Origin of the sequence: Paenibacillus glycinis (assembly GCF_009909185.1) — a bacterium.
Classification (GTDB): Bacteria; Bacillota; Bacilli; order Paenibacillales; family Paenibacillaceae; genus Paenibacillus_Z; species Paenibacillus_Z glycinis.
Genome location: NZ_JAAAMV010000018.1, coordinates 114,657 through 137,178, shown reverse-complemented (window position 1 = coordinate 137,178; position 22,522 = coordinate 114,657). Strand labels below are relative to the sequence as shown.

The window sequence follows — 22,522 nt, the reverse complement described above, 5'->3', positions numbered from 1 at the left end:
TTGGAAAAAACGGGAAGCGCGAGTTTCGTCCGGAAAAGAACTTGCGTTATAATATAGGAAGTTTTATTCATAAATTAGTTATCTGACGTTGGGGGATTGCCATGAGACCGCATATATTGGTAGTGGACGACGATGAGAAAATCACTTCTTTGCTCAGGCGCAGCTTGGCCTTCGAGGGATACGAGGTCGCGACGGCGAACAACGGGCTCGAGGGCTTGAAGCAGATGCTGTCCAGCGATCCGAGTCTATTGATTCTGGACGTGATGATGCCGCAGGTGGACGGATGGGAAGTGTGCCGGCGCGTCCGGGAGGGCGGCAGCTCCGTTCCGATTTTGATGCTCACCGCGAAGGACGATATCCAAGACCGCGTTCGCGGGCTCGATCTGGGAGCCGACGATTATTTGGTAAAGCCGTTCGCGCTGGAAGAGCTGCTCGCGCGCGTCCGCGCGCTGCTTCGCCGCAAGCCGGATAAGCTGGAAGAGAGCTCCAGCCGGCTGCAGTTCGAGGATTTGACGCTCGATCTGGATTCGCGGGAGGCGATCCGGAGCGGGCGCAGAATCGACTTGACGGCCAAGGAATTCGACCTGCTTCAGCTGCTGATGCAGAATCCGCGCAGGGTGCTGACGCGCGATGCGATCATGGATAAGATTTGGGGATTCGATTACAGCGGGGAGTCCAACGTGCTCGAGGTCTACATCGCCATGCTGCGTCAGAAGACGGAGGACGGCAGGAGTCCGCGGCTGATCCAGACGGTCCGCGGCACGGGTTACGTGCTCCGGGGCGAAGGAGGCTGACGAACGATGTCCATCCGGCTGCGTTTGACGTTTTGGTATTCCGCGCTGCTCGCCGTAACGCTGTTCATATTCAGCGTCTCCATTTATTTGTTCGTTAATTATAATTCGTACCGCGATGCCAAAAGAGAGATCCAGGATCAACTGCAGAATTTGAAAATCACCGGTTCCTTGGATTACTTCAATAGGCTTAATTTGGATGTTGATAGTCCGTTTGCGAATAACATCTACATCCAAGTTTACAATTTTACGAACGGCAACGTTGGCCGTTCGGAGAACTTGCTGCGGGCAAACAAGCAGTTCACGGTTCCGGATCCTAAGAAACCGATTCAGGAAGGTTACGTCACGCTTAAAGTGGACCAATACAAATTTTTGACTTATCAGTATCCCTTGCACTTAAAACAAAACAATCAACTCGTTGCCTTGCTGCAAATTGGCGTCTATACGGGACCGATCGATAACTACATGCGCAACCTGCGAACCATTTTGATTTTCGCTTCTTTCGTTGTCATCGCGATCGCCTTCACGATCGGCCTGTTCCTGGCGCGCCAAGCGTTGAGGCCGATCGAGAACGTCATCCGGGCGACCCGCAGCATCGAAAACGAATCCGATCTCAGCATGCGCATCCCGAGGATCGGGCCCAACGACGAGCTCGGGCGTCTGACCGATACGCTGAACGGCATGCTCGGCAGGATCGAAACGACCTATAACGAGCTTGACGAAGCGTATAAGGCGCAGCGCAGGTTCGTATCGGACGCTTCCCACGAGCTTAGGACGCCGCTCACGACGATTCGCGGCAATATTGAATTGCTCGAACGAATGTGGCCGCCTGCGTTGGAATCCGGCATTGCCATGGACGGCACGAACTCCGCCGACGATCATCGCATGACGATGACCCGGGAAGCGATGCACGATATCGCCGGCGAAGCCAAGCGAATGTCGAACCTGGTCAACGATCTGCTGGCGCTGGCTCGCGCCGATGCCGGGTACGAGATGGAGAAGACGGTGCAGCCGCTGCTCCCGCTTGTCGAAGACGTCGCGCGCCGGGCGCAGTTGCTTCCGCGAAACGCGGATTGGAAAATCGGGAACCTAAGTGCCCTTCATAACGTACAAGTAGAAGCGCACGCTGATTTCTTGCGCCAGTTGCTGTTCATCTTCGTGGAAAATGCGTTCAAGTACACGCCGAGCGGCTATGTCGAGATGAGGGCGGTGCGCTCCCAGGATCAGGCCGGGATTATCATCAAGGATACGGGGATCGGCATGAATCATGAGGAAGTTCCGCATATTTTCGAGCGTTTCTACCGGGCCGACGAATCCAGGGGAGAGACGAGCGGCACGGGTCTCGGATTGTCGATCGCGAAATGGATCATCGACGAGCACGGCGGGTCCGTCGAGGTTTCGACGCGCGAAGGGGAAGGAACGACGTTTACCGTCTGGCTCCCGATTGCTTTCCACGACAGATCGAATGAAGTATAATGAAGGAACTGGGTATCATGACTTCGTTAATCGTTGGTTTAGCAGGAAAGCAGGTGCAGGTTTTCGATGGAAATTGTAAAAATATCGCCGCGCGGTTATTGTTATGGCGTCGTGGATGCGATGGTCTTGGCATTGCAAACGGCGCGCAACTTGGATTTGCCGCGGCCGATCTATATTTTGGGCATGATTGTTCATAATAGTCATGTAACGGAAGCGTTCAAGCAGGAGGGCGTCATCACGCTCGACGGCGAGAACCGCCTGGAGATTTTGGAACAAATTTCGAGCGGAACCGTCATCTTTACCGCGCACGGCGTGTCGCCGGAAGTCCGCAAGCGCGCGAAGGAAAGAGGACTCACGGTCGTCGACGCGACCTGTCCGGACGTCACCAAGACGCATGACTTGATCCGCGAGAAAGTGGCGGAGGGGTACGAAGTCATCTATATCGGCAAGAAGGGACATCCGGAGCCGGAAGGCGCGATCGGCATCGCACCGGAGCATGTGCACCTGATCGAGCGCGAGGCGGAGATCGAATCGCTGGCGCTTCAATCGGATCGCATCATCATCACGAATCAGACGACGATGTCCCAATGGGATATACGTGTCCTGATCAGCAGGCTGCTCGAGGCTTTTCCCGCCGCCGAGATTCATAATGAAATCTGCTTGGCTACGCAGGTCCGGCAGGAAGCGGTCGCCGAGCAGGCGAAGGAAGCGGAGCTTTGCATCGTCGTCGGCGATCCGCGAAGCAACAATTCCAATCGGCTGGCGCAGGTGTCGGAAGAAATCGCCGGGGTTCCCGCCTATCGCGTCGCGGACGTTTCCGAGATCGACAGGCAGTGGCTGGCCGGCAAGAAGCGCGTAGCCGTGACTTCGGGCGCGTCCACGCCGACCCCGCTGACGAAGGAAGTCATCGCATATCTGGAACAATATGAAGACGAGAACCCTGAAACTTGGGAGATTCGGCGCACGGTCAATATGAATAAATTACTTCCGGCCATGCGAGTGAAATCGTCCCAGTAGTGAAAGGAGCGCATGTTATGGCAGCACCAAGAAAACCGCGCTCGATCCAACGTTGGCTAAAATATAAATACACGCAGCTAATGCGGGCTCCAGGGGGACCCGCAATGGTAGCACTCGGATTTTCAATCGGCATTTTCGTTGAAATGTTCACGCTCCCGACCTACGGGCTTGCGTTTTTCTTGATATTTCCGCTCATTTATTGGATGCGGGCCAGCTTGGCGGGCGCGTTGGTCGGATTTGTTTTCGGTAAAATCATTTTCATTCCGGTAGCGTTCGTCAACAGCATGGTCGGAGGCCTGGTGCTGCCGAAGCATATCAGGTTCGAAATTCCGTTCATTCCCGACTGGCTGAACCATATTTTGCTGGTGAACCTGAAGCTGATCGCGGGTGGGATTATAGACGGGTTTCTGCTTGGAGCCATTTTTTACTTCCCCGTCAGGATAGCAATCAAGTACATGGCGGACAAACGCAAAGAGAAACGAAAACTGCGGCGTACCGCGCTCGAAGCTAAGCCGGTAACCGAATAAACGCCAGCCGGTCTCTTGACGAGGCCGGTTTTTTCTTGTATATTTACTTTAGTGATTAAAAGCCAAAAAGCGTCGAAGCTTAAAAGCGTATACGCGTCTAAGCGCGATAGAGGAGGAGCGGTTTCCTATGATCGTCATTACGAAGAACAACGAACCGGAAGAGAGAATCCTGGAAATTGTCCAGCATATCGAGCGGGCGGGCGTGCAGGCGCATGTGTCGCGGGGAACGGACCGTACGGTCATCGGCATCATCGGCAAGGCGGAGCCGACGCTTGCGGAGCATCTGCGTCAAATGAAGGGCGTCGAAAACGTCATCAAAATCTCGAAATCCTACAAACTCGCGAGCCGCGATTTCCATCCCGACGATACGATCATCGATATCAAGGGCGTCAAGATCGGCGGCGACAATCTGACGATCATGGGCGGCCCCTGCGCCGTGGAGACGCAGGAGCAAATCGACGAGATCGCCCGTCTGGTCAAGGCGGCCGGCGGCCAAGTGCTTCGCGGCGGGGCTTTCAAACCGCGCACGGGCCCGTACAGCTTTCAGGGCATCGGCGTAGAGGGACTGGCGATGATGGCGGAAGCGGGCAGGAAGCATGGCCTGCTAACGATTACCGAAGTCATGACGCCGGAATACGTGGACGTATGCTGCGAATACGCCGATATTCTTCAGGTCGGCACCCGCAATATGCAGAACTTCGACTTGCTTCGCAAGCTCGGCACGGTCAAAACGCCGGTGCTGCTCAAACGCGGGTTCAGCGCGACCTACGACGAATTCCTGAATGCCGCGGAATACATCCTTGCCGGCGGAAATCCGAACGTTATGCTATGCGAGCGCGGAATCCGAACATTCGAGACGTACACGCGCAATACGTTGGATTTGGCTGCCATTCCGGTGCTGCAAGGGCTGAGCCATCTGCCGGTCATCTCGGACCCGAGCCACGGCACGGGGCGCCGCGAGCTGGTGGAACCGATGTCCAAAGCTTCCGTTGCCGCGGGAGCGAACGGGCTGATTATCGAGATGCATACCGACCCCGACAACTCCATGACGGGCGACGGCGTTCAATCCCTGTTCCCGGACCAATTCGCGAAGCTGCTGAAGGAGCTGGAGCAGCTCGGCAACCTCGTTGGCAAGCGGTTCGATACGCCGAAGGAACCCGCGGCATATTTTACGACATGGATCAAATAAACGGCGCGCAAGCGGCGTCGTTGTAGGAAACGCGAAGCCGAAACGCCTCTCCCGAGGGGCGTTTCGGCTTTCATTTTTAACCGGATTTCGCCGCTGAAATGATAAATGAAAATTATGTGAAGTTAGCTTACAATAGGGTCAAAAAATACCTAACATAGCTATTGACGAAGATTGGCCTTAATTCTATAATAACGTCATAGTTTCAGTGCAGAAGTTGAACAATTAACGTCCTACACATCGCAAATGTTCGGAAATGGAGGAAATACCTAATGTCAGTTCAAAATGTTTTGGACACGATTAAAGAAAACAGCATCATGTTTGTCGATTTCCGTTTCGTGGATCTTTCCGGCCACGCGCATCACATCACGCTTCCTGCGACGGAAGTGGATGCCGATACATTTGTTAACGGCGTAGCTTTCGACGGTTCGTCGATCCCGGGTTTCCGCGGTATCGAGGAGTCCGACATGGTTATGATGCCGGACACGGATTCCAGCTTCATCGATCCTTTCACCGATCATCCAACATTGAATATTATGTGCAACATCTTTACGCCGGATGGCGAGCGTTACGAGCGCGATCCGCGCAGCATCGCGCAAAAAGCGGAAGAATATCTGCAAACGACAGGCGTGGGTACGGCAGCTTTCTTCGCGCCTGAATCGGAATTCTTCATTTTCGACGATGTTCGCTACGAAAGCAAAATGAACACTTCCTTCTACTCCGTTGATTCCGCCGAAGCGGGCTGGAACACGGCTAAAACGGAAGAGGGCGGAAACCTTGGTTACAAAGTCCCTGTCAAAGGCGGCTATGTACCGGTTGCTCCGGTCGATTCCCAACAAGACATCCGCAGCGAAATGGTTCGTTTGATGCAAGAATCCGGCCTTCGCGTCGAGCGCCATCACCACGAAGTCGCTACGGCCGGCCAAGCGGAAATCAACTTCCGTTTCGACACGCTGACGAAAACAGCCGATAACCTTCTGAAATACAAATACATCATCAACAACGTTGCCCGCCAATGGGGCAAAGTCGCAACCTTCATGCCTAAACCGCTTTTCGGCGACAACGGCAGCGGGATGCACGTGCACAGCTCGATCTTCAACGGCGATTCCCCGTTGTTCTACGAGAAAGGCGCTTACGCCAACCTGAGCCCGCTGGCACTGAACTACATCGGAGGTATCCTGCATCACGCTCCGGCGCTGATCGCGATCACGAACCCTTCGACGAACTCGTTCAAACGTCTGGTTCCGGGCTACGAAGCACCGGTTAACCTCGTATTCTCGAAAGGCAATCGTTCCGCTGCAATCCGTATTCCGGTTGCTGCCGTAACGCCGAAAGGCTGCCGCATCGAGTTCCGTACGCCGGATTCCACGGCTAACCCTTACCTGGCATTCGCAGCGATGCTGCTTGCAGGTCTGGACGGCATCAAACGCAAGCTGGATCCGATCGCGCTTGGCTATGGACCGTTCGACAAAAACATCTATGAACTGTCCGACGAAGACAAGAAGGAAATCCGTTCGGTACCAGGTTCCCTGGACGAAGCGCTTGACGCTCTGGAAGCCGATTCCGAGTTCTTGACCGAAGGCGGCGTATTCACGCAGGACTTCATCGATAACTACGTCGCATTCAAACGCGCCGAAGCAAAAGCCGTCGCAATCCGCGTTCATCCGCACGAGTACAGCCTGTACTTCGATTGCTAATTCGCGCTTATATACGATTTCTTGGCGAGTCCTCTCCGGAGGGCTCGCTTTTCGTTTGGAGTACGAAATTGGGGATCGGACGGAATGGCTAAATCCGAATATTGTTCATGCATAATTTCGTTTTTGTTCGACTTTATGACTTGATGCCAAGCCGCAAAATTGCTATCATACTCATAAGCAAATCGAAGAGTGGAGTGAGTGTCAGTGACGAATCGCGCGTACAACTTTAATGCCGGACCCGCGGCGCTGCCGTTGGAAGTGCTGCAGCAAGCGCAAGAGGAATTTATCGATTATGCGGGGGCGGGCATGTCCATTATGGAAATGTCGCACCGAAGCAGCGTTTTCGAGGGCGTCAACGACGGAGCCCAGTCGCTGCTGCGCGAATTATACGGCATCCCGAGCCATTATAAAATCTTATTCCTGCAAGGCGGTGCGAGCACGCAATTCGCGATGATTCCGATGAATTTGCTGACGGCGGGCAAGACGGCCGCGTTCGTGCATACCGGAAGCTGGGCGGATAAGGCCATCAAAGAAGCGAAGCTGTTCGGCGATACGGCAATCGCGGCGACGTCGGAAGCCGACAGATTCAACCGCATCCCGCAGCTGAGCGAGATCCGGGTTCCCGATAACGCGGCTTACCTGCACATCACGTCCAACGAAACGATCGAGGGCACGCAATATGCCGCTTATCCGGCGACCGGAGACGTGACGCTGATCGGCGATTTGTCCAGCGATATTCTGAGCCGTCCCGTCGATGTGAGCCAATTCGGCATGATTTACGCTGGCGCGCAAAAAAACTTGGGACCTTCGGGCGTAACCATCGTCATCGTTCGCGAGGATCTTGTCGAATCCAGTCCGAAGACGCTCCCGACCATGCTTCGTTACGACACGCACGTCAAAAACAACTCCCTGTACAACACGCCGCCTTCTTTCTCCGTTTACCTGGTCGGCCTGATGCTCAAGTGGGTGCAAGCGAAAGGCGGCGTCGCTGCGATGGAGCAGCTTAACCGCGATAAAACGAAGCTGATCTACGATGCGATCGACCAAAGCGGCGGTTTCTATCGCGGCTTCGCGGACCTTGGCAGCCGTTCCCTGATGAACATCACGTTCCGCCTCGGCACGGAAGAGCTGGAGAAGCAGTTCGTCAAGGAATCCGAGCAGCAAGGCTTCGTCGGGCTGAAAGGACATCGCAGCGTGGGCGGTCTGCGCGCTTCGACCTATAATGCCGTGCCGCTGGAGAGCTGCAAAGCGCTGGCGGAATTCATGGCGGATTTCCGGAAGCGCAACGAATAAAACGCATAAAAAAGCATGGTTGGGGAATTTGACCTGCGGGTCGGCATGGGCCTTCAATCGCTGTTGCAGTTCGATTTCCTTTGATTAGATGAGAGATTAGCGGTAGAAATCAAACTGCAAAGGCGAACGCTAACGCTTTTCCGACTCCATCCCAACCCTCCGGTCAGCCCAAGCCATGTTTATAATGGGGAATAACAAAAAGAAGACCGCCGGTCCTCAATTGGACGGCGGTCTTCTGATTGGAACACGGCGTGAAGATTAGGCCAGCGAAGAATCGGCTGTGCCTGTCGCGCTTCCCGGTCCGGAGAGTTTGTAACCGACGTTGCGGACGGTCATGATATACTCCGGGGTACGGGCATTCTTCTCGATCTTATCGCGCAGATGGCTGATATGGACGTCGACGATCCGCGTATCGCCCAGGAAGTGATAATCCCATACGCCATGAAGCAGCTGTTGGCGGCTAAGCACTTTGCCGCGGTGGCGGCAGAGGAAGAGCAGCAGCTCGAATTCCTTCGGCGTCAGCTCGACCGGCTTTCCTTCGATTTGCACCTCGCGCTGCTCGGCCAACACGGACATGCGTCCGATTTCATGAACGACCGTCTCGCGCGCGCCGGGCAAAGCCTGGGTTCTGCGGAAGATCGCCTGAATCCGGGAGAGCAACTCCTGCGGAGAGAAGGGTTTGGTCATATAATCGTCAGCGCCGTTATCGAGACCGGCAATTTTGTCCGTCACGTCTTGCAGGGCGGTTAACATGATGATGGGAACGGCATTGTTTTGTTTGCGGAGTTCGCGGCACACTTGGATGCCATCCATTTTGGGAAGCATGAGATCGAGAACGATGAGATCGGGACGAAACGGCTTCAAGAGGTCGAATACGGCCTCCCCATCTTGGACGCAGCGGACTTCGTAGCCGGCTAGCTTCAAATTAAATTCCAGCAGCATGGAGATGGAAGGCTCGTCATCGACGATTAATATTTTCTTCTTCATCGTTTATGATCTCCTTTTCGTGCAATGATAGTTCTATTGTAAAGGTCGAATTTTCACAAAAGATTAAACAAGCGTAAAAGCTATGTAAAATATAGTGAGGTGTTTCCAGGCAATGGCATTTCATATCGTGCTCGTCGAACCGGAAATTCCGGCCAATACGGGCAATATCGCGCGTACCTGCGCCGCGACCGGGGCGATTCTTCATTTGGTGCGTCCGCTCGGGTTTCGAACTGACGACAAGACGCTGAAACGGGCAGGCCTTGATTATTGGTACGCGGTGGACGTCCGCTACCACGATTCGTTCGAAGAGCTGCAGGCGATGTTCCCGGACGCGAGGTTCTTCTGCGCCAGCACCAGAAGCTCCAAGGTTTATGCGGAACAGAGTTATCGCGACGGGGATTTCTTCGTTTTCGGCAAAGAGACGAAAGGGCTGCCGCAGTCCATTCTGGACGCGTACCCGGACACCTGCATTCGCGTGCCGATGACAGATAAGGTCAGGTCTCTTAACTTGTCGAACTCGGTTGCGATCGTCGTCTTTGAAGCTTTTCGTCAGCTGGGGTTCCCGGGATTGGACTAAACCGGCGATTTTCCGGCCGGAATTTGCAGGATATTAAGCAAATATAAAAATTTGCAGGAATTGATCCGTTACTATCGAACCTATGTAGGATGCAAAACTGTCATCACATGATAGCTTACAAATTGCGACTACAGGAGATGTGTAATTGTGAAACCGGCTGGCGTTGTGCGTAAAGTGGACCAACTCGGGCGCATTGTGCTGCCCAAATCCCTTCGAAAGAGATATCAGATGAACGAGGGCGATCCTGTGGAAATATTAGTTCAGGGAGATCATATCATCTTGGAGCGCTACCGCCCGCGCTGCGTTTTTTGCGGCGTGCTGGAGGATGTTCGGGAGTTTAAAGAACGTTACTTGTGCGGCAAATGCATGTCCGACATGGCGCAGCTGCGGCGCTAACCGCAGGAATGCGCGGACAAATTAAAAAGAAGCTTTCGGCAGCTGTTGGTCACAGCCGCTGAAAGCTTCTTTTTAATGAAATCGAGCTCTTACATGCCCTTGGTCTTGTCGTCGTTGTAGGACGCCGTCAACATCGCGATCAGAAACAATACGGAGACGGTAAGGACGATCAGAAAGTTAATTGTCATGCCTCATACCCCCTAAGGTGCCGGTAATACGGCTTGTCGCTTCGCAAGCACTCCCCTCATTATACCCAACGGACCGCAAAAAGAAAACGATCGAAGATGTGAACAACTTGTTACGAAATCCCATGCGAGGAAGTCCGAACCGACACGGCGCATGCCGCTTTAAACGCCGCGCCCCCAAGAATTCGGCGCTATAGGTGACGGTTTTGCCGCGGCCGGGTAGCACCTGCTTCTGATGCTGCGTAAACTGTGACAACTGGGATTGGGAGGGACGGCTTACTATGAAGAATCGGTTAGCGCGCCGTGCGCTGCGAAGCGGCGAAGCATCATTGTCGGAGATGTTGGCCTTACCCGGGCAACCGATTTCGTTTGCCGGCGATTTGCCGGCCGAAGGCGGGATATCGCCGGCAGTGATCGAACAGGCGCGCGAACGGGCGGCGGGCGGCGGGGATGCTAGGCTGCGGTCCTTGCCGCCGCAAGGTATCCCGGCGCTCCGCGAGCTGCTTGCCAAGCGCATGGCCGGCAAAGGCATCCAAACGGAGCCGTCCGAAATCCTGCTGACGGCCAACCCGGAACGAACCGTACGAATCATCATCGAAGCGCTGCTGACGCCGGGAGATTCGGCGCTTGTCGAAACGCCCTCGCACCCGGCTATCTTGCGGGCGCTGAGAGCGAGCGGCATTGAGATCCTTCAAGCTCCATGCGATCGGGAAGGGATGCTTATTGCCGAAGCGGAGCGGCTTATCGAGGAGCATCGGCCGAAGTTGATCCATGCGATGCCCGCCTTGGGAAACCCGGCATCGACGTCATGGAGCGCGCCGCGCCGCGAAGCGCTGCTGGCATTAAGCCGGCGTCATGGTATCGTCGTTCTGGAGGAAGATTCCTACGGCGATCTTCTGTATAAGGAATCCGATTCCCGTCCGTCATTGTACGCAATGGATCGAGAAACCGGCGGAAACGGCGTGATCTGCGTGAGCACGTTTGCAGCGGCCCTATCGCCGCAGCTGCGGACGGGATGGGCAGTTGCCGGGACCGCCCTAATCGACAAGCTGCTCGAAGCCGAAGCGGAGGCGAAGGCGGCACCCGAATTTGCGCGGGATCAGGAGACGCTGCTCCAACTCCTGCTCCATCATGATATCGAAGACGATCTGCGCAAGATTAGCATGTCCTATATGGAAAGAATGAATCAGCTGCAGGCATTGCTCCGAAAGCACGACGGGGTTGGCTTAGCTTGGGAGGCGCCGATAGGCGGCATGTTTCTATGGCTGACGCTGCCGGAAGGACTTGATGCGGAGGCACTGCTTCGCTGCGCGTCGGCCAAGGGCGTAACGTTCGATCCGGGCATTTCGTTCTATGCCTCCGATGCGCCGCGAAATCGATTACGGTTAAGCATCGCGCATGCGTCCGGCAAACGGCTGGAAGAAGGCATCGATCGCTTGGCCGAGGCGATAAACGAGTTTCTCGCCCGTACGTGACTGCGGGCAATGCGCCATGTCCCGATCATCAATAACGGAACGAAGCAAAGAACCTCCGTCTTCCGCCTGTAAGCGGCGAGACCGGAGGTTCTTTGCTTCGCAGTTTTTCGTCGCGAAACTTACGCTCGGCGATTCAGACTTTGATCACAAACTGCCCGTCCTGAATAGCAAGCGGCGCGCAGTCCAGCTGTTCGCCGGGGATATTGGTGGATTCGCCGGTCGCGAGATCGAAGCACCAGTAATGCAGCGGACAGATCAGCTCGTTCAGATGCGGACGGACCATGCCCCCGGCATGCGGGCAGATCGCCGAGATCAGGTTATATCGCTGCGGCTCCTCGCCTTTTCGCGGCGCTTCAACGATATAATGCGGCTGGTTGTCCACCTTCACTTGCGCGGGAAAGGTTTCGAAGTCGGCTACGCTGCCGATGATTTTGATCGCATTCGGCTCGTTCATCGCTTTATTCTCCTTTATAGATGAGTTCGTCTTCGGCTGTCCGCTTGACGGCCTCGCGCTTCTGCTGCCAAGCGGCCAGTATATCCGCGTTCTGCTTCACGGCTGCTTCGCCCTCGGGCCTCAACCGGTACACGCCGCGCTCTACCCGTTGAAACCAGCCGTAATAATCTTTTTGGAGGAAATGCGCGGCTCGCGCGACCTCCGTCTGTTCGGCGGCAGCCTTCGGGGATAAGCTGCCGTGGCGGTTGATCGCCCAAGCGATGCGCAGCGCCTTCTCCCGATAAGCGGTTACAAGCTTGCGGTTGTTGCTGCCGCCCGTGTTGTAATCGCCGCTTCGCTCGCGAAACTCGGTGAGGAGCCGCGCTTGCCGGGCACGCCGTTGTCCGCGCATCGGCGGGTCGCCGGGGTGGCAAAGCATTTCCAGCACCGGCGGCTTCGTCTTGAAGAAAGTCACGGTCATGAATCCGATGCCGAGCATCCGGCAGAGCTCGGTCAGATCGCCGAAGCGCTGATTATGGGCGCCGGCTTTCTTGCGGTTGCGCTCCACCGCCAGAATGACGCTGCCGTTCAGCCGCAGCCGCTCGATCCCTTGCAGGAGCAGCGCGAGATTGAACGTTTTCTTCATTTCCACCAGAATCGTATCCTCCGTAACGGGATGGATGGCGACGAGATCGCAGTGCATGATTTCGCTCTTCACTTCATAGCCCTGCGCTTCGAAATACGATTTGATCGGCTTGTACAGCTCCGTTTCATGTTTGACGGCCAAGTCCCGTCCCCCTTTCGCGCGGAGATTCTTTGGCGATTATAACATATTCGGGCATGTCCCTCAGCTACATTCGGGCGTTACACGAAGTGTCATACATTTTTCCGGCCGCGAACGCGGAAACCGGTCGATTTTTCTTGGCGTTCGACACGGCCGCGGAAGGCTTGGACATACGTTGGATTCATTGGGCGCAGGGGAGGTTCGGGGCCGAGTCCGGCCTTGTTTTCAGGCGCTGCGGATGTGGCGATTTTGTAAAAGGAACCCGCTTCCGCGGCGGATTTTGTAGAAAACTTGTTTAAATTATTGGGCAACTTCCCTTAAGAAAGCGCATAGGATTGTATTACTTCAATAAAAAATGCCGGGCAGCTTTAGAAGGTGGGACCGATTCACGAACCCCCCGCGACCCGCATGATACTGGCGATGAGTAACACCGGGATGGACGAGAGGAGGTACGGCATGGATATTTTGAAACGGATTTCGGAGTACAAGGCGGAAAGTGAGAAGCTGGCTTGGCAGGGCTCCTTCAAGGATTACATCGAGATGCTGAAGCAAGATCCAACTCCAGCCATGACTGCGCATGCTCGTGTCTATGAAATGATTGAGTCGTTTGGGGTGGTGGAAGACGGTTCAAACAAGAAATACAAGTTTTTCGAACAAGAAATATTCGGCTTGGATCGTGCCGTTGAGAAGCTGGTAGAGGAATATTTTCATTCGTCCGCGCGGAGGCTCGATGTACGGAAACGGATATTGCTGCTCATGGGGCCGGTCAGCGGCGGGAAATCCACGATCGTGACGATGCTCAAGCGGGGATTGGAACAATTCTCGCGTACCGCGAAAGGCTCGGTTTACGCCATCAAAGGCTGCCCGATGCACGAGGACCCGCTTCACCTGATTCCGAACGAGCTGCGTCCGGAAGCCGAGCGGGAGCTTGGCGTCCGCATCGAGGGCAATCTGTGCCCCTCCTGCCAAATGCGCCTCAAAACGGAATTCGGCGGCGAAATCGAAAACGTGCAGGTCGAGCGCGTTCTGATCTCGGAGGAAAACCGCGTCGGCATCGGCACGTTCAGTCCGTCCGATCCGAAATCGCAGGACATCGCCGATCTGACGGGCAGCATCGATTTCTCGACGATCACGGAATTCGGATCCGAATCCGATCCGCGCGCGTATCGTTTCGACGGCGAGCTCAACAAAGCGAACCGCGGCTTGATGGAGTTCCAGGAAATGCTCAAATGCGACGAGAAGTTCCTCTGGAACCTGCTCTCGTTGACGCAGGAAGGCAACTTCAAGGCCGGCCGCTTCGCGCTGATCTCGGCGGATGAGCTCATCATCGCGCATACGAACGAAACGGAGTACAAATCGTTCATCGCCAACAAGAAGAACGAGGCGCTTCAGTCCCGGATGATCGTCATGCCGATTCCTTACAATCTCAAGGTGTCCGAGGAAGAGAAAATCTACAATAAACTGATCGGCCAAAGCGACATGAAGCATATCCATATCGCGCCGCATTCCTTGCGGTCGGCCGCGATCTTCTCGATCCTGACCCGTCTCAAGGAAACGAAAAAACAAGGCATGGACCTCGTCAAGAAGATGCGCATGTACGACGGCGAGGAAGTGGAGGGCTACAAGGAAGCCGACCTCAAGGAAATGCAGAGCGAGTACATCGAGGAAGGCATGTCCGGCATCGATCCGCGCTATGTCATCAACCGGATATCCAGCGCCCTGATCAAACAGGACCTGCAGTGCATCAACGCCCTCGACGTGCTGCGCGCCCTCAAAGACGGGCTCGATCAGCATCCTTCCATCACGAAGGAGGAGCGCGAGCGTTACCTGAACTTCATCTCGGTGGCGAGAAAAGAATACGACGGCCTGGCGAAGAAGGAGATTCAGAAAGCATTCGTCTATTCCTTCGAGGAGTCGGCGAGGACGCTGTTCGAGAACTACCTCGACAACATCGAATCCTACTGCAACTGGGCCAAGATCAAGGATCCGCTGACCGGCGAAGAGATGGATCCCGACGAGCGCCTCATGCGGTCCATCGAGGAACAGATCGGCGTCTCCGAGAACGCCAAGAAAGCGTTCCGGGAAGAGATCCTGATCCGCATCTCGTCGTATTCGCGCAAAGGCAAAAAGTTCGATTATTACAGCCATGAACGTCTGCGCGAAGCGATCGAGAAGAAGCTGTTCACGGATTTGAAGGATATCGTCAAAATCACGACGTCGACGAAGACGCCGGACGAGAAGCAGCTGAAACGGATCAACGAAGTATCGAAGCGGCTGATCGACGAGCACGGCTATTGCCCGGTATGCTCCAACGAGCTGCTCCGTTACGTAGGAAGTTTGCTTAACCGGTAGAAGCGGCGCTCAGGGAAAGTGATTCCGCGGCATGCGACATTCGCATGCCGCTTTTATTTATTCGGCGACATGAGCCCGAAGCGTTCTCCCCTTGCCTGAGGGAATGTGATAGAATGGGAACATGAGTTCCTATATTGCCGAAGGAGTGTTTGAACATGAAACTGTTTCTGCTGAACGAGAACGGGGAATCGGTTTGGGTGGCCATCGCGGACATTTGCTTGATATCGCCGACGTCGAGCGGCCCGGCGTTCACCGCAAGGGACGGAGCCGTTTACCGCTATCCGCATACGATGGAGCAGCTGGTCCGGCATTTCGCCGATTACGGCTTCGAGCGGCTGGACCGGAACGCGATCGCGAATCTGGACGCGGCCGAGTGGTACGACCCCGTTCAGCGCAAGGTGTATTTCGAGCTGCCCGAGAAGGAGGGCGCGGAGGCGCTGTATGCCACGGTTTCGGTTGCGAACGCGGCTAAGGTGAAGCATATGAATGTTCGGGAATGCAGCGGAATGTATTCGGCGCATCCGGCCGCGTAACGCAGCATAAAATAGGTAGGCGTACTCCCTGAAGAGGTGGGAAAACCGTCTCTATTTTTGTGTAAGCAAAGTTGACATAAATAGCGAGAGTGAGTATGATTTAACTAGGAATAATCCAGGTTTTTCAGGCAAGACAACCTCGAATATTGTTGAAAACTGACGCAATATTGACAACAGATGGTTTTGGAGGCGGTAATCATGTCGATGGCGATGCAATCGCAATTCCATTCTTACGATTCACAATCGTTTTACGATGAAATGTTCGATAAGGAGCTGGCCGTACGCGCGCATTACGAAGGCGTCCATCGAACGTTCGCCCGCATGAAACCGTCGGAGCTCGCAGCCAGGCATGCCGCGATCCAGCAGCGCATGCTGGAGGAAGGGATTACGTTTACCCTGTATGCCCAGAATCAGAGCGAGCCTTTGGAAAGAACCATCCCTTTCGACTATATTCCCCGGATCATCCCCAAGCATGAATGGGAGCACGTCGAGCGAGGCATGAAGCAGCGCGTGCAAGCGCTCAATGCCTTTCTTCGCGATATTTACCACGAGCAAGCGATCGTTCACGACGGCATCATTCCGCGGGCGATGATTATCGGGAACAAATATTTCCGGCCGGAGATGGCCGGGCTTCACGTGCCGCAGAACGTCTATATGACGACGTCGGGCATAGATTTAATTAGAGACGAAAAAGGCCGTTATTTCGTGCTCGAGGACAATCTGCGGACGCCGTCCGGATTTTCCTACCTGTACAAAGGGAGAAGCTTGATGACCGAGCTGTTCTCCGAATTGTACTTGTCGAGCGCCGTAGCCGATATCGAACGCAGCTTGAATGTTTTCCTCGGTTCGCTCCGCAGTCTGGCTCCATCCGGGAAACGCAATCCGCTTATCGTGCTCCTCACCCCGGGAGCTTACAACTCCGCTTATTTCGAGCATGCTTTCCTTGCGCAGCAAATGGGCATTCACTTGGTGGAAGGACGGGATTTGGTCTACAAGGACCACAAAATCTATTTGCGGGACTTAAGCGGATTGCGTCAAGTCGATGTTATTTATCGGCGCCTGGACGACGATTATTTGGACCCGCTCGCGTTCCAGTCCGATTCGCTGCTCGGCGTGCCGGGATTGATGAACGCGTATCGCGCGGGAAATATCGCCATTGCCAATGCCCCGGGAACCGGCGTCGCGGACGATAAAGCAATTTATGCGTACGTGCCGGAAATGATTCGCTATTATTTGAACGAAGAGCCGATCCTGCATAATGTGCCGACGTACGTGCTCTCGCGCAAGGAGGACCGCGAATTCGCCCTGGAGCATCTGGACCAGCTCGTCGTGAAGGAGACGTCCCTCTCCGGCGGATACGGCATGCTGATCGGTCCCGCGGCTTCGCAGAAGGAGATCCACGCCTTCGCGGACGCGATTCGCCGCGATCCGAGCCGCTATATCGCCCAGACGACGATGAAGCTGTCGCGGGCGCCGGTGATGCTTGGCGGAACGATGCAGCCGCGGCATATCGACCTGCGGGTGTTCGTGCTGATGGGCGGCGCCCAGATGCATGTCATTCCCGGCGGCTTGACGCGCGTCGCGCTTCAGGAGGGCTCGCTCGTCGTGAACTCCTCGCAGGGCGGCGGCGTGAAGGATACATGGGTGCTCAGTCGTTAACGAAAAATGATCGGAGGGATGAACGATGCTCAACCGGAATGCGGAAGCTTTGTTTTGGATTGGCCGGTATATGGAGCGCGCGGAGAATCACGCGCGGCTGATCGATGTTCATTTTCACCTGCAGTCCGAAGATAACCAATCGTCCCTTCGCGACGAGGAGGGCCAACCGCAGGCCTTGTGCAAATGGGGGCGGATCGTCGACGCGCTCGGCAGCCGCGCGGCTTACGAGCAGCAATACGGCGTTTATAACGAGCAGGATGTCGTGCACTACATCACGCTCGACCGCGATAACGCGAATTCGCTCGTTACCTGCATCAATCATGCCCGGGATAACGTCAGAACGCTGAGAGAGAAGCTGCCGAGCGAGCTGTGGGACGTCGCGAACGGATTTTACTTGTGGCTTCGGGAGAAGCAGGCCGGGGACTTGACCCGGGAATCCCCGCATCAGTTTTTCGGACGGATCAAGGAATGGACGGCGATGTTCCACGGCATCATGCAGTCCGTCATGCCGCGCGAGAACGAGTGGCATTTCATCGAATGCGGACGTTACCTGGAGCGCACGGAGAATACGCTTCGGATCATGCAGTCCGCGGTCGCCGCGAAGTCCACTGCGGGACCGGAAGAAGTCGACGGCAGCGGGCTTTATCCCTATCTGCAGGCGGTGCTGCGCTCCGTAAGCGGGTATCAGGCTTTCCGCCGCCACTATGCGGACGGGGTATCAGCGGAGGCGATTACCGAATTTCTCATCCTGAACGAGTCCTTCCCGCGGTCCGTGCATTTCTCGCTGCAGGCGCTGGACGAGAATTTGCGCGGGATCGAGCTGCAGGAGAAGCAGCTGCGCGCCGCGCATGACCGGATCATCCGCCAGGTCGTGAAGCTGAAGGCGGAGCTGGCTTGCCTGGAACGGGAAGATCTGCAGCTGGACCGCGAAGGCGCGGTCACCGGTCATTTGCTGCAGGCGGCCGGCCAGCTTGGCGCGGCGTTCGCGCTCACCTTTTTTCGCATCGGGGAGGTCAGCGCATGAAGCTGCACATCTCGCACACGACGCAATACGCGTACAAGGATGCGGTCACGGACAGTGTCAATGAGCTGCGTCTGACGCCGTTTACGAACGAGCAGCAGTCCTGTTACACGCACTCGATATCCGTCGAGCCCAATGCGTCGCTGTTCAGCTATGACGATTACTTCGGCAATCGCGTGCATGTGTTCTCGGTCAACGGGCAGCATCGCAAACTGACGATCCGCACGCAGATGACGGTGGTTACCCGTGAAGCGATCAAGCCGCCGCTCGGCAAGGAAGGGATGCCGCCCAAGGAAGCCTGGGAATGGTTGGCGAGCGACAAGTCGGCTAACCGGTTCGCGGAGTACTTGCTCCCCACCGACTATACGGGGATTACGCCCGAGGTTGCCGCGTTCGCGAATGCCGCGATTCAAAGTTCGCCCGGAGGAGAGCGCCCTGGCGTGTACGGGTGGCTCCTGGCCTTGTCGAATAAAATCCGGAGCGAATTCATCTATGACACGGGCGCGACGAACGTGCATACGATCGCCGGCGACCTGCTTCGCAAGCGCCGCGGGGTTTGCCAGGATTTCGCCCACCTCATGATCGCCTCCTGCCGGTCGAAGGGCGTTCCGGCGAGATACGTGAGCGGCTATCATTTCGTCGGCGACCTGCAGGGCGGAAGCGCGGACTTCGAGCAAGCGTCCCATGCCTGGATCGAGGCGTACGTGCCAGGACTCGGCTGGTGCGGATTCGATCCGACGAACGATGCCTTGGTCGGGGAGCGTTACGTGAAGCTAGGCCACGGCAGAGACTACAAGGATATCGTCCCGGTCAAGGGCGTCTATATGGGGACAAGCGAAGCCGACTTGGAAGTGACGGTCGACGTGAAGCGGGTCGATGATTGACCGCAGGCATTGTCCGACTCGGACAAGCCCTGGCGGCAGGACGCCCTTCCCGGCATGAAGAATGCCGGCAGGGGCGTCTTTGCTTTGTTTGGAAGTTTAATGCCAGACTATGACCTGCAGCGCCTACATGACGGTTGAAAAACGGATGGATGGGGAAGACGTCATAGGAGCGACTGTAGCGACCCGCACGGCTTGTCGAGATTGCCGCACTATTCGATCCGAACATGAACAAGAACGCCCGCCCAAGCAGCAGCCTTGGCGGGCGTTCTTGCGTTCGATAGGTTGCGGTCGGCCTCAAATAAACTTCCGGCTCGTCTTCTTCCCGTCGCAGCTGAATACGATCCGTTTGTCCTCGACGACCGTTTCCAGATGAACCGATTTGCCCCACAGCTGCACGACGTGAGGGAGCGTCTTCTCGACGTATTTCAAATCCAGCTCGACGCCTTCGTATTTGTGGAAGAGGAACAGTTCCCCGACGCGGTTGAAGTCGCCGTCGACGACGACGAGGGTAGGGAAGCCGCCGTTGACGCGCGAGACGACGAGCTGGTCTCGGACGGATTCCCACGCCTTGTCGGTGATCTTCCATTCCGCGCCTTTCTTCTCGAAGACGTACAGATCGAGGTCGCCGACGAGCTTCTTCGTCAAGTAATTGCGCAGGAAGGAGATATCGGAGTCGAACTCCCGCACCTCGAACATTTTCTCCCGTCCGAGCCCGGGCTTGCGGCCGAACCGGTCCTGTTCTTCCTTGGTCGGATGATCCCAGCGGCGCTCGATATCCTCGAAGATCTTCAAGCCCAAGTAGTACGGATTGAGGGAGTGCCGCGACGGCTGGACGACCGACGAATTAAGATGGGCGAATTCGATGGTCTCCTCGCTCGTGAGATCCAGCTCCCGGATGATGCGCTGATGCCAGTACGAAGCCCAGCCTTCGTTCATGATCTTGGTCTCGATCTGCGGCCAGAAGTACAGCATCTCGTCGCGCAGCATGGACATGATGTCGCGCTGCCAGTCCTGCAGATTCGGAGAGTACTCCTCGATGAACCAGATGAGGTCCTTCTCCGGTTGGGGCGGGAATTTCTTCGTGTCCGCGGTCGCCTTCGCGGCTGCCTCGGCATCCGCCTGCTGCTCATCCTCGTCGAGACCCCACAGGTCGTCGTATTGGGAGACATGCTTTGGCTTCTCGGTCTTATTCTGCTTGTTCAGCAGCTCGATGTACTGGGCTTTATCCAGCTTGTACGGCCGGATGATCGTCGTATCGACATGCTCCTGAATGGCGAGCACGGCGTCGATGAATTTCTCCACCGCCTCGGTGCCGTGTTCCATCTCGTACTGGCTGACCCGCTCCGCGGTCGCCGACATGCTCTCGACCATATTGCGGTTCGTCATGCTGAAGCGGGCGTTGTTTTTGAAAAAGTCGCAGTGGGCCAAGACGTGGGCGACGATGAGCTTATTTTGAATGAGCGAGTTGCCGTCCAGCAGGAAGGCATAGCACGGATTGGAGTTGATGACGAGCTCGTAAATTTTGCTGAGCCCGAAATCGTACTGCATTTTCATTTTATTAAACGTCTTGCCGAAGCTCCAATGGCTGAACCGCGTCGGCATGCCGTAGGCACCGAAGGTATAAATAATGTCCGCCGGACAAATCTCGTACCGCATCGGGTAGAAATCCAGACCGAATCCTTGCGCGATTTCGGTTATTTCGTCTATGGCTCGTTCGAGCGCTTTGACCTCATCCTGGTGCAAGCTCGCTTCCCCCTCGCAACGCGAATTGTGTTCCATAGCTATATCTATGGGCAGCCTCGGAACGATATGTCCCGTGCCCGGGAAAGCGCCAAAATTGTTTGGTCTCCCCGCCGCGGCCTATGGTATAGTTAGTAGGTAAAATTAGGCAATTATCGCATTGAAAGCGGATACGTTGCCAGTCGGGGAGTCGGATTCTACGCTCATGTCCTCTATTTTCATTGACGAATTTCACGATTTGCTCTACATATTAGGTTCCGGTCTGCTTTTCTTTATCGCCATCCCGAAAGCCGCCGCAACCTCTCTTCAACGAAAGCTGCTGTATTTGGCGGTTCTCGCGGTGTTCTCCGCCTGTTATCTATGCATCGAAACCATTGATCCTTGGGTGTTCGCGCTTCACTTGACGCCGCTCTCCATCCTGCTCGCGTCGTTGTTCGAGGGAGGGCTGGCGGGAATCGCTACATGGGGGGCATTCGTCGGTTTCGGCATTGCGCTTGTCGGCACGGACTGGGCGGCCAACCTGTCCGGCAATAGCGTGCTTCTGCTGCTCGGGCTGACCTTCCACTACCGCTGCTTGCGGCGAAGCACGCTGGGATTCATCATGTTGAACGGACTGGCGTACATCGCGATCTATGAAGTGCTATACATTGCCGTTGCCGGCTTGCGCGGAGCGGCCGTCAATCCGGCGACGATCGTTACGATCCTGCTGGGCGCGTTCCCGTCGGCCGCGCTCGTGATCGTGACCTATTACCGGGTGAGAAACCAGGAGAATTTGCAAGAGGAGCTGTATAACGCGGAGAAATACCAAATGATCGGCCAGCTTGCCGCTTCGATCTCCCACGAGGTGCGCAATCCGCTGACGATGACGAGCGGGTTTCTGCAAATGATGGGCAAGCCGAGCATCAATCCGGAGACGTTGGAACGCTATCGGAAACACGCGATGGAGGGGATCGATCACGCGACCTCCATCATTACGGATTATTTGAACTACGCCAAGCCGACGGTGGAGGAAGCGAGGCCGCTCGACGTCAAAGCGGAGATCGAAGCGCTGGTGCCGTGGATTTCGTCCATGGCCGTCATGGCCGGGGTCGAGATCCGGATCAAGCATGATCGCGAGGTTCCGATCTTTATCTTGGGTGAGCCGAAGAAATTCCAGCAGTGTCTCCTGAACATTATGAAAAACGCGATCGAAGCGATGCCCGGCGGAGGAACGCTGACCGTCAAGACGAAGGTGGACGACGGTCAAGTATGCATTACGATCGCGGATACCGGCGTAGGCATGAACAAGCTGCAGCTGAAGCGGATCGGCACGCCGTTCTTCACGACGAAAGAGAAGGGGACCGGTCTCGGGTTGATGGTCGTCGTCAGCCTCATCAACGTCATGGGCGGCCAAATCGCGTTCAACAGCAAGCGCGGGCAGGGCACGGTATGCGAGATTCGTTACCGCATCTGCAATGTCTGAACGGGCGTTCTCTGACGCGGGGGCGGTTGCTGCGTAATCACCATATC

General features: G+C 55.7%; 20 protein-coding genes. 16 read left to right on the top strand and 4 right to left on the bottom strand.

Translation table 11 applies throughout. The features are described from left to right. The first annotated feature begins 101 nt into the window (after positions 1-101). From GT019_RS19905 to serC, 7 genes are all read left to right on the top strand, one after another. On the top strand, positions 102-794 hold the full coding sequence (locus tag GT019_RS19905) for a response regulator transcription factor (protein WP_161744940.1): 693 nt from the start codon (positions 102-104) through the stop codon (positions 792-794). 6 nt (positions 795-800) lie between these two features. Further along, on the top strand, positions 801-2,267 hold the full coding sequence (locus tag GT019_RS19900; protein ID WP_161744939.1) for a sensor histidine kinase: 1,467 nt from the start codon (positions 801-803) through the stop codon (positions 2,265-2,267). A gap of 66 nt (positions 2,268-2,333) precedes the next feature. Then, a complete protein-coding gene (locus GT019_RS19895) occupies positions 2,334-3,284 on the top strand; it encodes a 4-hydroxy-3-methylbut-2-enyl diphosphate reductase (protein WP_161744938.1) in 951 nt (316 codons plus the stop codon). Positions 3,285-3,301: 17 nt separating this feature from the next. Further along, the gene (locus tag GT019_RS19890; protein WP_161744937.1) at positions 3,302-3,811 is read left to right on the top strand and encodes a DUF2062 domain-containing protein; all 510 of its coding nucleotides are present in this window, start codon (positions 3,302-3,304) and stop codon (positions 3,809-3,811) included. A 127-nt stretch (positions 3,812-3,938) separates the two neighbouring features. Next, positions 3,939-5,000: a 3-deoxy-7-phosphoheptulonate synthase gene (aroF, locus tag GT019_RS19885; protein WP_161744936.1), complete on the top strand. Its 1,062-nt coding sequence runs from the start codon at positions 3,939-3,941 to the stop codon at positions 4,998-5,000. Positions 5,001-5,269: 269 nt separating this feature from the next. Next, positions 5,270-6,694: a type I glutamate--ammonia ligase gene (gene glnA, locus GT019_RS19880; protein ID WP_161744935.1), complete on the top strand. Its 1,425-nt coding sequence runs from the start codon at positions 5,270-5,272 to the stop codon at positions 6,692-6,694. 204 nt (positions 6,695-6,898) lie between these two features. Then, positions 6,899-7,987, top strand: coding sequence for a 3-phosphoserine/phosphohydroxythreonine transaminase (gene serC / locus GT019_RS19875; protein ID WP_161744961.1), 1,089 nt, complete (start codon positions 6,899-6,901; stop codon positions 7,985-7,987). A 258-nt stretch (positions 7,988-8,245) separates the two neighbouring features. Here serC and GT019_RS19870 read toward each other — a convergent pair whose 3' ends face one another. Beyond that, positions 8,246-8,974: a response regulator transcription factor gene (locus tag GT019_RS19870; protein WP_161744934.1), complete on the bottom strand. Its 729-nt coding sequence runs from the start codon at positions 8,972-8,974 to the stop codon at positions 8,246-8,248. Positions 8,975-9,086: 112 nt separating this feature from the next. Between GT019_RS19870 and trmL the strand changes: the two genes are divergently transcribed. The 3 genes from trmL to GT019_RS19855 all read left to right on the top strand — a co-directional run bounded on the left by trmL (position 9,087) and on the right by GT019_RS19855 (position 11,607). Further along, complete coding sequence (trmL, locus tag GT019_RS19865; RefSeq protein WP_161744933.1) at positions 9,087-9,551, top strand: tRNA (uridine(34)/cytosine(34)/5-carboxymethylaminomethyluridine(34)-2'-O)-methyltransferase TrmL; 465 nt, start codon at positions 9,087-9,089, stop codon at positions 9,549-9,551. A gap of 147 nt (positions 9,552-9,698) precedes the next feature. After that, positions 9,699-9,947, top strand: coding sequence for an AbrB/MazE/SpoVT family DNA-binding domain-containing protein (locus tag GT019_RS19860; protein ID WP_161744932.1), 249 nt, complete (start codon positions 9,699-9,701; stop codon positions 9,945-9,947). Between the two features lie 466 nt (positions 9,948-10,413). Continuing rightward, on the top strand, positions 10,414-11,607 hold the full coding sequence (locus tag GT019_RS19855; protein WP_161744931.1) for an aminotransferase-like domain-containing protein: 1,194 nt from the start codon (positions 10,414-10,416) through the stop codon (positions 11,605-11,607). 133 nt (positions 11,608-11,740) lie between these two features. On the opposite strand, the gene GT019_RS19850 is transcribed toward GT019_RS19855, so the two are convergent. Together GT019_RS19850 and GT019_RS19845 are read right to left on the bottom strand one after the other, a co-directional pair. Then, on the bottom strand, positions 11,741-12,061 hold the full coding sequence (locus tag GT019_RS19850) for a Rieske (2Fe-2S) protein (RefSeq protein ID WP_161744930.1): 321 nt from the start codon (positions 12,059-12,061) through the stop codon (positions 11,741-11,743). Positions 12,062-12,065: 4 nt separating this feature from the next. Continuing rightward, a complete protein-coding gene (locus GT019_RS19845) occupies positions 12,066-12,827 on the bottom strand; it encodes a DUF2161 family putative PD-(D/E)XK-type phosphodiesterase (protein ID WP_161744929.1) in 762 nt (253 codons plus the stop codon). Between the two features lie 453 nt (positions 12,828-13,280). Between GT019_RS19845 and GT019_RS19840 the strand changes: the two genes are divergently transcribed. From GT019_RS19840 to GT019_RS19820, 5 genes are all read left to right on the top strand, one after another. Continuing rightward, the gene (locus tag GT019_RS19840; protein WP_161744928.1) at positions 13,281-15,176 is read left to right on the top strand and encodes a PrkA family serine protein kinase; all 1,896 of its coding nucleotides are present in this window, start codon (positions 13,281-13,283) and stop codon (positions 15,174-15,176) included. A gap of 155 nt (positions 15,177-15,331) precedes the next feature. Beyond that, the gene (locus GT019_RS19835; protein WP_161744927.1) at positions 15,332-15,709 is read left to right on the top strand and encodes a hypothetical protein; all 378 of its coding nucleotides are present in this window, start codon (positions 15,332-15,334) and stop codon (positions 15,707-15,709) included. 198 nt (positions 15,710-15,907) lie between these two features. Further along, positions 15,908-17,368 (top strand): circularly permuted type 2 ATP-grasp protein, encoded by a 1,461-nt coding sequence (locus tag GT019_RS19830; protein WP_161744926.1) that lies wholly within the window; start codon positions 15,908-15,910, stop codon positions 17,366-17,368. A 25-nt stretch (positions 17,369-17,393) separates the two neighbouring features. Continuing rightward, a complete protein-coding gene (locus tag GT019_RS19825) occupies positions 17,394-18,392 on the top strand; it encodes an alpha-E domain-containing protein (RefSeq protein WP_161744925.1) in 999 nt (332 codons plus the stop codon). Next, positions 18,389-19,273 (top strand): transglutaminase family protein, encoded by an 885-nt coding sequence (locus GT019_RS19820; protein WP_161744924.1) that lies wholly within the window; start codon positions 18,389-18,391, stop codon positions 19,271-19,273. Before GT019_RS19825 ends, GT019_RS19820 begins: the two co-directional genes overlap by 4 nt. Before the next feature lie 294 nt (positions 19,274-19,567). Here GT019_RS19820 and GT019_RS19815 read toward each other — a convergent pair whose 3' ends face one another. After that, complete coding sequence (locus GT019_RS19815) at positions 19,568-21,016, bottom strand: SpoVR family protein (protein WP_161744923.1); 1,449 nt, start codon at positions 21,014-21,016, stop codon at positions 19,568-19,570. Between the two features lie 202 nt (positions 21,017-21,218). Here GT019_RS19815 and GT019_RS19810 point away from each other — a divergent pair, with 202 nt between their 5' ends. Beyond that, positions 21,219-22,475, top strand: coding sequence for an ATP-binding protein (locus tag GT019_RS19810; protein ID WP_161744922.1), 1,257 nt, complete (start codon positions 21,219-21,221; stop codon positions 22,473-22,475). The last annotated feature ends 47 nt before the right edge of the window (positions 22,476-22,522 follow it).

Excerpts from the sequence above, each read along its gene's own strand:
- GT019_RS19905 (WP_161744940.1), top strand. The coding sequence starts at position 102 with ATGAGACCGCATATATTGGTAGTGGACGACGATGAGAAAATCACTTCT.
- GT019_RS19900 (WP_161744939.1), top strand. The coding sequence starts at position 801 with ATGTCCATCCGGCTGCGTTTGACGTTTTGGTATTCCGCGCTGCTCGCC.
- GT019_RS19895 (WP_161744938.1), top strand. The coding sequence starts at position 2,334 with ATGGAAATTGTAAAAATATCGCCGCGCGGTTATTGTTATGGCGTCGTG.
- GT019_RS19890 (WP_161744937.1), top strand. The coding sequence starts at position 3,302 with ATGGCAGCACCAAGAAAACCGCGCTCGATCCAACGTTGGCTAAAATAT.
- aroF (WP_161744936.1), top strand. The coding sequence starts at position 3,939 with ATGATCGTCATTACGAAGAACAACGAACCGGAAGAGAGAATCCTGGAA.
- glnA (WP_161744935.1), top strand. The coding sequence starts at position 5,270 with ATGTCAGTTCAAAATGTTTTGGACACGATTAAAGAAAACAGCATCATG.
- GT019_RS19870 (WP_161744934.1), bottom strand. The coding sequence starts at position 8,974 with ATGAAGAAGAAAATATTAATCGTCGATGACGAGCCTTCCATCTCCATG.
- trmL (WP_161744933.1), top strand. The coding sequence starts at position 9,087 with ATGGCATTTCATATCGTGCTCGTCGAACCGGAAATTCCGGCCAATACG.
- GT019_RS19855 (WP_161744931.1), top strand. The coding sequence starts at position 10,414 with ATGAAGAATCGGTTAGCGCGCCGTGCGCTGCGAAGCGGCGAAGCATCA.
- GT019_RS19850 (WP_161744930.1), bottom strand. The coding sequence starts at position 12,061 with ATGAACGAGCCGAATGCGATCAAAATCATCGGCAGCGTAGCCGACTTC.
- GT019_RS19840 (WP_161744928.1), top strand. The coding sequence starts at position 13,281 with ATGGATATTTTGAAACGGATTTCGGAGTACAAGGCGGAAAGTGAGAAG.
- GT019_RS19835 (WP_161744927.1), top strand. The coding sequence starts at position 15,332 with ATGAAACTGTTTCTGCTGAACGAGAACGGGGAATCGGTTTGGGTGGCC.
- GT019_RS19830 (WP_161744926.1), top strand. The coding sequence starts at position 15,908 with ATGTCGATGGCGATGCAATCGCAATTCCATTCTTACGATTCACAATCG.
- GT019_RS19825 (WP_161744925.1), top strand. The coding sequence starts at position 17,394 with ATGCTCAACCGGAATGCGGAAGCTTTGTTTTGGATTGGCCGGTATATG.
- GT019_RS19820 (WP_161744924.1), top strand. The coding sequence starts at position 18,389 with ATGAAGCTGCACATCTCGCACACGACGCAATACGCGTACAAGGATGCG.
- GT019_RS19810 (WP_161744922.1), top strand. The coding sequence starts at position 21,219 with ATGTCCTCTATTTTCATTGACGAATTTCACGATTTGCTCTACATATTA.